General features: G+C 48.3%; 1 protein-coding gene. It reads left to right on the forward strand.

All coding sequences use genetic code 11. The features are described 5' to 3' along the window. Positions 1-187: hypothetical protein (locus FDX01_RS23150; RefSeq protein WP_137399304.1), on the forward strand; the 187-nt coding region annotated here is incomplete at its 5' end. Positions 188-344: the final 157 nt, after the last annotated feature.

Raw genomic sequence — 344 nt, forward strand, 5'->3', positions numbered from 1 at the left:
TGAGTGGTTCTCACCTGGTGATATTTATGATTCCGAGAAACGCGGACCAGATACTTGTATTTGTGGTGACAACCTCGTGTCCGACCTTAACCCGGAAGACTGGTACGAGATGAGCCAGCGAGTCGATGGGCTATGGTTTCTTACCGGCTTTCAGCAGTCTGTTTTGTTTCGTGTGATTGAGGATTAACCAATGACCAAATTCACCAAAGAACACTTGGAAGAAATCGCAGAGCTTGCAAGAAAGGCGACGTACAAGCCGTGTGCAATGCACATGACGAATTTATTGGCAGTATGCGATAGCGAAGTTATCGAGGAAATGGCCCGCCAGCTTCTCGCCAGCATGG

Origin of the sequence: Citrobacter sp. wls613 (assembly GCF_005281195.1) — a bacterium.
Lineage (GTDB): Bacteria > Pseudomonadota > Gammaproteobacteria > Enterobacterales > Enterobacteriaceae > Citrobacter > Citrobacter gillenii.